This is a genomic window from Streptomyces sp. NPDC031418 (assembly GCF_055581605.1).
In genome coordinates this window covers 71,241-79,330 of record NZ_JBVIJC010000037.1, presented here as the reverse complement: position 1 = coordinate 79,330, position 8,090 = coordinate 71,241, and the positions used below count along the sequence as shown (strand labels likewise).

General features: G+C 71.1%; 10 protein-coding genes. 3 read left to right on the top strand and 7 right to left on the bottom strand.

Annotation, left to right across the window (positions count from 1 at the left end):
- Nucleotides 1-117: 117 nt before the first annotated feature.
- Together ACZ5CZ_RS37295 and ACZ5CZ_RS37290 are read right to left on the bottom strand one after the other, a co-directional pair.
- Nucleotides 118-402, bottom strand: coding sequence for a DUF397 domain-containing protein (locus ACZ5CZ_RS37295; RefSeq protein WP_468949221.1), 285 nt, complete (start codon nt 400-402; stop codon nt 118-120).
- The gene (locus ACZ5CZ_RS37290; RefSeq protein WP_468949219.1) at nt 374-1,237 is read right to left on the bottom strand and encodes a helix-turn-helix domain-containing protein; all 864 of its coding nucleotides are present in this window, start codon (nt 1,235-1,237) and stop codon (nt 374-376) included. The genes ACZ5CZ_RS37295 and ACZ5CZ_RS37290 overlap by 29 nt, the downstream gene beginning before the upstream one ends.
- A gap of 111 nt (nt 1,238-1,348) precedes the next feature.
- Between ACZ5CZ_RS37290 and ACZ5CZ_RS37285 the strand changes: the two genes are divergently transcribed.
- Nucleotides 1,349-1,573 carry a hypothetical protein gene (locus ACZ5CZ_RS37285; protein WP_468949217.1) on the top strand — a complete coding sequence of 75 codons (225 nt, stop codon included), beginning with the start codon at nt 1,349-1,351 and terminating at the stop codon, nt 1,571-1,573.
- Entirely contained in the window at nt 1,570-1,929 is a 360-nt protein-coding gene (locus tag ACZ5CZ_RS37280) for an ATP-binding protein (protein WP_468949215.1), read from the top strand. The genes ACZ5CZ_RS37285 and ACZ5CZ_RS37280 overlap by 4 nt, the downstream gene beginning before the upstream one ends.
- A 6-nt stretch (nt 1,930-1,935) precedes the next feature.
- Here ACZ5CZ_RS37280 and ACZ5CZ_RS37275 read toward each other — a convergent pair whose 3' ends face one another.
- Complete coding sequence (locus ACZ5CZ_RS37275; protein WP_468949230.1) at nt 1,936-2,580, bottom strand: hypothetical protein; 645 nt, start codon at nt 2,578-2,580, stop codon at nt 1,936-1,938.
- A 150-nt stretch (nt 2,581-2,730) separates the two neighbouring features.
- Between ACZ5CZ_RS37275 and ACZ5CZ_RS37270 the strand changes: the two genes are divergently transcribed.
- Complete coding sequence (locus ACZ5CZ_RS37270; protein ID WP_385845141.1) at nt 2,731-3,018, top strand: hypothetical protein; 288 nt, start codon at nt 2,731-2,733, stop codon at nt 3,016-3,018.
- A 29-nt stretch (nt 3,019-3,047) separates the two neighbouring features.
- Here ACZ5CZ_RS37270 and ACZ5CZ_RS37265 read toward each other — a convergent pair whose 3' ends face one another.
- The 4 genes from ACZ5CZ_RS37265 to ACZ5CZ_RS37250 form a co-directional block, all read right to left on the bottom strand.
- Entirely contained in the window at nt 3,048-4,265 is a 1,218-nt protein-coding gene (locus ACZ5CZ_RS37265; protein WP_468949212.1) for an MFS transporter, read from the bottom strand.
- 117 nt (nt 4,266-4,382) lie between these two features.
- A complete protein-coding gene (locus ACZ5CZ_RS37260; RefSeq protein ID WP_385845284.1) occupies nt 4,383-5,351 on the bottom strand; it encodes an endonuclease/exonuclease/phosphatase family protein in 969 nt (322 codons plus the stop codon).
- A gap of 268 nt (nt 5,352-5,619) precedes the next feature.
- Complete coding sequence (locus ACZ5CZ_RS37255; RefSeq protein ID WP_385845143.1) at nt 5,620-6,249, bottom strand: TetR/AcrR family transcriptional regulator; 630 nt, start codon at nt 6,247-6,249, stop codon at nt 5,620-5,622.
- Nucleotides 6,250-6,358: 109 nt separating this feature from the next.
- Nucleotides 6,359-7,945: an MFS transporter gene (locus tag ACZ5CZ_RS37250; RefSeq protein WP_385845145.1), complete on the bottom strand. Its 1,587-nt coding sequence runs from the start codon at nt 7,943-7,945 to the stop codon at nt 6,359-6,361.
- Nucleotides 7,946-8,090: the final 145 nt, after the last annotated feature.

Here is an 8,090-nt window from a genome sequence, read left to right as displayed (position 1 = left end):
ATGGGGCGCAGCCACGCGGGAAAAGGAATATTCCAATCAGAAAAAAAAAAAGATGAAATCCCCTGGGGGGGGGGGGGGGTGTGGGGGGGGTGCCCCCCCCGACGCCCCTTCTTTGCGTTACGCCGACGTCTTCAGTGCGGTGATGAAGGGGGTCCAGGCGGTGGAGGGGAGGAGGAGGGTGGGGCCGCCGGGGATTTTTGAGTCGCGGACGGGGACGAGGTCGGGGATGCCGTCCGCTACTTCGACGCAGTGCCCGCCGTCTCCATTGCTGTAGCTCGACTTGCGCCAGAGGGCGGCGCCGGGGAAGTCGCTGGCTACTTCGACACAGTCCCCGCCGTCACCGTTGCTGTAGCTGCTCTTGAACCAGAGAGCGTCACTCAAGTCGATCCGGTTGCTTGCCATTTCGGTAATCCTCTGCCGCGGCCTTGATCATGGCGAGGGACGTGTCTGGTGACAGCGCGACGGCCCTGAGCCGATCGTATGCCTTGCGGTACTGCTTCACGAGGGCCGGATCATCGATGGTGTCCCCGCTGTAGGACGCCTCGGTGTAGATGAGCGGTGGAGCGTCCGGGAAGTCCATGATCTTGATCGACGCGGCCATGAGCGGGTACGCGCCGGACGTCCGCGGAACGATCTGCGGAGTGATGCGATGCCTCTCGGCCAACTCCGCGATGCGATCGAGCTGCGCGGTCATGTCCTGGGCTGCCAGAAGCGGTTCCGTGATCAGCGACTCGTGCAGGATCACCCAGTACTCCGGGGTGGAGTGATCCCTCTCGAAGAGCCGGGCGCGGGCGAGTCGGGCCGTCACCTTCTCCTCAACCCACTCGTCAGCGGCCGCCGGGTGGGCCGACCGGACCAGCAACCGTGCGTAGGGGGCCGTCTGGAGAAGCCCCGGGAAGGTGATGGGGCACCACTCCTCGATGGACTCCGCGTACTTCTCCGCCTCCAGGACCTTCTCGAAGTACGCGGCATGTGGCCCGCGCCGCGCCTTCCTTACGTCCTCACACCGCCGCTCGAAGAAGCCGTCCGTCTCCAGGACCCGGTCCGCATGCCGCGCCAGATCCAGCGGCATCCTCCGCTCCCCGCGCTCGATATCGCTGAGGTACGTCTTGCCGTAGAAGCTGCCCTCCAGGAACGCTTCAAGGGACAGGCCCGCCGCCTCCCGCTTCCACCGCAACTCCTTGCCGTAGAAGGTCGGAACGCTCATCGAGCCGTCGATGTCCTTGCCCCGAGCCACCGCTCGCCCTCCTCCGCTGCCCCGGTCGCGAACGCGAAACCTCTTTCACGGTAGCGAGTGGGGCGACACTCTGTGAGGCGTTCGTCACAGACCGCACAGAAGGTTGCCCCCATGTCCGACCCCCACTCCCCCACCGCCTACGACGTCACCCTCTGCGTGGAGGACCTCCGCTCCGCCCTCTCCCTGCACGGCATCACACTCCCGTCGCTCACGGTCGATCTGGCGAGCTTCGCGGGTACGTACACGCCGCCGGCCGGACTCGTCACGCTCGGGAGCTGCAACACGGCGACCGCCCGCGCGCTGGCGGCCGCGCTCAGGAAGACGGCGGGCCGGTGAGGACGGCGCTCGAACTCCGGTTCCTGGCCACGCCGAAGGCCGCGCCGGAGCTGCGGCACCAGCTCCGCGCACACGATTACGACGTCCGGCTGTGCGCCACGGAGCTGGTCACGAACGTCATTCGGCATGTCGGCGAGGGCACCCCGGTGACCGTACGGGTCATCGGTGCGGCGGGACACGGCCGTACCCGTATCGAGGTGAGCGACCCCGATCCGCGCGCCCTGCCGGTCCTCGTCCCGTCCGCCGCGGAGGGCGCGGAGGACGGGCGGGGGCTGGCACTGGTCGACGCGCTCGCCGAGCGGTGGGGGGTGGAACGGGGGCCGGACCGGAAGACGGTGTGGTGCGAGTTGAGGTGATCCGCGCTATCCGTGCAGCCAGACCCGCAGCGGGCCGACGGGTTCGAAGCCGTGGCGCAGGGCGGCCGTCAGGTTCTCGCCGTGTTCGTAGCCGACCAACGGCAGGTCCGGGAAGAGCCGGTGCGCCGTCTCCAGGACGCCCGGCCAGGCCGCGTCGGGGCCGCCCTCCACCGCGAAGACGTTGGAGATGCCGACCACCCGGTCGCTGCGGCTCGCCACCGCTCCGGCGGCCACCCGGCCGTCCGGGGACCGGCCCGCGAGCACGAAGGTGGCCGGGTCGTCAAGCAGTTCGGGGCGGAAGAGGTCCGCGTCGCCGTCGCCGTCGTCCCAGGCCAGCGCCCAGGCGCGGAGGGTGTCCGGGTCGTCCGCCACGGTCCAGGTGAGGTCCGGGGCGGCGGCGGGTGCGCCGGCCGGGCGGTGGATCCACTGTGCCTCGAAGAGGACGTCGAAGCCCGCCCCGCTCAGGTCGAGGTCGGCGAAGCTGTCCTTGACGGAGGCGCCCGGCGCGGTGGTGTCGATCCGGGCCGCCACCGCGGCCGGGTCGGCGCCCGGTACGAGCGTCACCGCGTCGGGGTAGTACAGCGGCGTGCGGGCCGGGGCGGTCCACGCCTGCGGGCCGAACTCGCCCGCCAGGCCGTGCGAGCGGCTCATCGCCGCGCACCACTCGGCGTTGTTGCGGGCGGCGGCCAGGACCGTGCTCTGCGTTGACGTCGTCACAATTACGGATCATGACGTGTGCCGGGCCGCAGGTCGAACGCTTTTCCGGCGCCGCCCCCGCCCCCCGGGTGAGAGCATCTGCCCATGAGCGACGACCCGGAAGTGAGTGCTCTGGCGATCAACGTCACGATCCCGCAGGAGCTGCGCTGGACGGACACGCGACGCGGCGAGGAGTTCATGCTGACCACGCTCAACGTCCGGCTGCTGCCGGACGGCCGCCTCGCCGCGAAGGCCTATGGGCGGCCGGTCGCCGGAGGCCGGGGCGCCTATGTCTCGTTCCCGGTGCCCGACCGGCCCGAACTGGCGGCCCTGGTCGCCGGCGCCGCCGAACGCGCCGGGGCGTTGTGGGCCGCCCATCGCGGTCTCGGCTGAGGCTCGGGCTCAGGCTCCCCGGCCCGCCTTCAGCCGTGCAGCGCCTGCGACTCCTGCGGTACCCGGCCCGCGACCACCCGGCCCGCCGACGGGGTCACCCGGCGCCGGTCCACCGCGTAGGCCACGCCCGCCACCGCCAGGCCCAGCACCGCGAGCCCCGCTCCGGCCGTCGCCGGGGACGTCGTACCGAAGCCCGCGGCCAGGGCCAGGCCGCCGATCCAGGCGCCGCCCGCGTTGGCGAGGTTGAAGGCGGCCTGGTTGGCGGAGGAGGCGAGGGAGGGGGCAGCGGCGGCCTTCTCCATGACCATCAGCTGGAGCGGGGAGCCGGTGACGAAGGCCGCCGTGCCGAGCAGGGTCACCGCGAGGGCGGCGCTCCACTCCGCCCGCATCAGCAGCGGGAACAGCAGCAGGACGACGCCCAGGGCGGCCAGGCCGCCGAACAGGGTGCCGCGCAGGGAGTGGTCGGCGAGGCGGCCGCCGGCCAGGTTGCCGATCGTGGCGCCGACGCCGAAGAGGGCCAGCAGGAGGGTGACGGAGGTCTCGGCGTAGCCCGCGGCGCCGGTCAGCATCGGGGTGACGTAGCTGTAGGCCGCGAAGAGCGCGCCGAAGCCCGCGACCGTCGTACCGAGGGCCAGCCACACCGGCAGGGACCTCAGGGCGGCCAGTTCGCCGCGCAGGCCGCCGCTCGCGGTGGCGTGCCCCGTGCCGTGCGGGATCAGGAGGGCGAGCGAGGCGATCGCCGCCAGGCCGATCACGCTCACCCCGAGGAAGGTCGCCCGCCAGCCCAGGTGCTGGCCCACCAGTGTCGCCACCGGCACGCCCGCGATGTTGGCGACGGTCAGGCCGAGGAACATCAGGGAGACCGAGCGGGCCTTGCGCTCCGGCTCCACCAGCGACGTGGCGACGACCGCGCCGACGCCGAAGAAGGCGCCGTGCGGCAGCCCGCTGAGGAAGCGGGCGGCCAGCAGCGTGTCGTTGCCCGGGGCGAGCGCCGACAGCGCGTTGCCCACGACGAACAGCGCCATCAGGGCGATCAGCACCGTGCGGCGGGACATGCGGGCGGTGAGCGCGGCCAGCAGCGGGGCGCCGATGACGACGCCCAGCGCGTACGCCGAGACCAGGTGCCCGGCGGTGGGGATGGAGATGTGCAGGTCGTCCGCGACGTCGGGCAGGATGCCCATCATGGCGAACTCGGTCGTGCCGATGCCGAATGCGCCGACGGCCAGGGCCAGCAGGGCCAGGGGCATGAAGAGCCTGTGCCTTTCGGGGAGAGAGCGGAGTGCGAGCGGTGGGTTCGCGCGGTGGGTTCGCGCGTTTAAGTTCAACCGCTGAACAAAGTCTCTCAGGCCCGGTATTCCAGCGGGTTACGAGGGTGTGTCCAGCTTCACTCGGGCCGCCACCGGGAGGTGGTCGCTGCCGGTGCGGGGCAGCGTCCAGGAGCTTTCCGGCTCGACACCCCGGACCATGATCTGGTCGATCCGCGCCATCGGGAACGACGCCGGCCAGCTGAACCCGAAGCCGCTGCCCGCCGCGCCCTGGGTGGAGCGCAGCTGCGAGGTGACCGCGTTGAGCGAGCGGTCGTTCATGGTGCCGTTGAGGTCGCCGAGCAGCACCACCCGCTTCAGCGGCTCGTCGGCGATGGCCTCGCCGAGCGCGTCGGCGCTGGTGTCCCGCTGGCGGGCGGTGAAGCCGGCCTTCACCTTCACCCGCACCGAGGGCATGTGGGCGACGTACACCGCGACCGGGCCCTTCGGGGTCGCCACGGTGGCCCGCATCGCCCGCTTCCAGCCGAGCTTGATGTCCACTGCCTGGACGTCACTCATCGGGTACTTGCTCCACAGCCCGACCGTGCCGACGACCGCGTGGTGCGGGTAGGTCGCCGCCAGCGCCCTCTCGTAGACGGGTACGGCGGAGCCGGGGATCTCCTCCAGGGCCAGGATGTCGGCGCCGGACGCGGCCACCGAGCGGGCCGTCGCGGTCGGGTCGGGGTTGTCGGCGTTGACGTTGTGGGTGGCCACCATCAGGTCGCCGCCGCCGCCGGTCTTGTCGGTGAGCAGCCCGCCGAAGAGGTTCAGCCAGACGATCGCCGGCAGCAGTACCGCGACGAGCGCGGTCGCCGACCTGCGCAGCAGACCGCACAGCAGCAGCACCGGGACGGCCAGCCCCAGCCACGGCAGAAACGTCTCGGTCAGACTGCCGAGGTTGCCCACCCGGTTCGGGATGTGCGCGTGCAGCAGCATCACCAGGGCGAGCAGCAGGGCGCACAGAGCGAGCAGGATGCCCCGGCGCCACACGCCAGGATCGTTCCGCCAGCCGGCGAACAGACGGTGCATCAGGCGGCGGAACCGGTCTCCAGGTCGCTCGGGCCCCGAACCGCCGCCCGCCGTCTCCGTCATGTACGCCTGCTGCGCCATACCGTCTGCCTCACTGCCTGCCGTGCACACCGTTCGCCCCCGTGCTCTTCCGACCCTAGGGGATGTTCGGTGCTGTTCCCGCCGTCCCGTGACGGCCGTACGGAAGTCGAGGACGAACCGGGCGGCGGGAGAGGTTCCGATTACCGCCGTACACGCCCTGGTCTGTGACGAAACGCGTACACGAGCGCTACGACACTGTCGAGCTGACGGGCCGTAGACCGGCCAGCACGGCGTCGACGATCTCCTCCGCCAGCCCCTTTGGCAGCTGGGCGTCGGGGCGCAGCACGGAGCGGATCAGGATCGGCCCGATGAACAGGTCGTTGGCCAGTTCCACGTCCACGTCGGGCCGGAGTTCGCCGTCCCGCTGCCCGCGGCGCAGCACGTCGAGGACGAGGTTGCGCCGGGGCACTATGACGTTCTCGTGGTAGGCGGCCCACAGCCGGGGGTTGGTCTTCATCTGGGCGTGCACGTTGTGCAGCAGGGCCGAGGAGCGGCTGGCCAGTCCACGCTGGCGCAGGTTCTCCATCAGGACCACGAGGTCGTCGCGCATGGAGCTGCCGGGCAGCTCCGGGTCCGGTGGCTCGGCGGCGCGCACGACGTCGATGAGCAGTTCTTCCTTGCCGCTCCAGCGCCGGTAGATGGTGGCCTTGCCGACCCCGGCGGTGCGGGCGATGCGCTCGATGGAGAGTTCGCCCAGGGACACGCCCTCCTCCAGGAGCGTCATCACGCCTTCCAGGATGGCCTGTTCCACGGCCTCGCTGCGCGGGCGGCCCCGGGCGGGGCCCTCCGGGCGGGGCCGGCTGCCGGCAAGGATCACGTCGTCCGTCCTTCCACTGTGCTGCGGGAATTCTCCCGCAGCCGCCTCCTTCCCCCGTGGAGATCCGCTGGAATGCCCGGTGGCCGGGGGTCGGTCCCCGGCCGCGACATCAGTCCCCGGCCGCGACCAACTGCGCCTCCTTCTCGCCCCGCTGGGGGGCCGCCGGCCTGCCCGGCAGGAACAGGGCCGTCACCACGGCGCCGAGCAGCGCGACGGCCGCGCCGCACAGGGCGGTGGTGTGCATGGCGTGCAGGAACGCGTCGTTGGCCGGACCGACGAGCGCCTTGCCCCGCGGGCCGAGCTTCTCGGCGACGCCGAGGGTGGCCTCGATGGACTCGCCCGCGACGTCACGCAGGCCGGGCGGCAGCATGCCGAGCTTGCCGTCGATGCCGTTGCGGTACGCCGTGGACAGCACCGAGCCGAGGACGGCGATGCCGAGGGCGCCGCCGACCTGGCGGAAGGTGTTGCTGAGCGCGGAGGCGGAGCCCGCCTTCTCGCGCGGCAGCGCCTGCATGATGACGACGGAGGTCGGCGTCATCACATGCGCCATGCCGGTGCCCATGAGGAAGAACATGACCTCCAGCACCCAGATCGGCGTGTCGGCCTGGAGGGTGGCGAAGGCGGCGAGCATCGCGGCGAGCAGCACCAGCCCGGCGGTGGTGGTGACCCGGTAGCCGAACCGCTCGACGACCAGCCGGGCGCGCGGCGCGAAGACCAGCTGCGCGGCGGCCAGCGGGAGCATCAGCACACCGGACTCCAGCGGGGAGTAGCCGCGCACGCTCTGGGTGTAGAAGACGGCGAAGAACGTGACGCCCATCAGCGCGAAGAAGACCAGCGCGATGGCGCCGATCGCGGCCGAGAAGACCTTGTTCCGGAAGTAGCCGACGTCCAGCGAGGGGTGGTCGCTGCGCTTCTCGTAGATCACGAAGCCGGTGAGCACGGCGAGGCCCCCGATGATCGTCGCGAGCACCTTGGCGTCGGTGAAGTCGGCCAGCTCGCCGCCCTTGATGATGCCGTAGACGAGCAGCACGAGGCCGACGACGGACAGCACCACACCGACCGGGTCGAGCCGGCCGGGGCTGGGGTCGCGGGAGTCCGGGACCAGCCACAGCATCAGGGCGAGCGCGACGATCACGATCGGCACGTTGACCAGGAAGACCGAGCCCCACCAGAAGTGGTCCAGGAGCGCGCCGCCGGTGATCGGGCCGATGGCGATGGCGAGGCCGACACCGCCGGCCCAGATGCCGATGGCCTTGGGCTGCTCCTCGCGCTCGAAGACGTTCATCAGCACGGCGAGGGTGGCGGGCATCACGAAGGCGGCACCGACGGCCATCAGGGCGCGGAACGCGATCAGCTGCGTCGGGGAGCCGGACTCGGCGGCCAGGGCGGATCCGATGCCGAACACGGCGATGCCGCCGATCAGCACCTTCTTGCGGCCGAGGCGGTCACCGACGAGACCGGCGGTGAACAGCAGACCGGCGAAGACCAGGGTGTAGGCGTTGATCGCCCACTCGATCTCGCTCTGGGTGGCGCCGAGACCGGTCGGCGCCGGGGTGGCGATGGTCTTGATGGCGACGTTCAGGATCGAGTTGTCGAGTACGACGATGAGCAGGCTGAGCATCAGCACGCCCAGGATCGCCCAGCGGCGCCGGTGCACCGCTTCCGGTATTCGCGGGGCGGGGATGGGACTTGTCATGGTTCGAGCCTACGACCATTTCGATACGGGACCGTCTCGTATCTAAATTTCTTTACCCGGCTGTTACTGCACAGGGGTGGAGTCCCCGCTGCGGAAGGGATCACACCCGCAACCCGGGGGTCCCCCTGGCCGTGACTGGCACGAG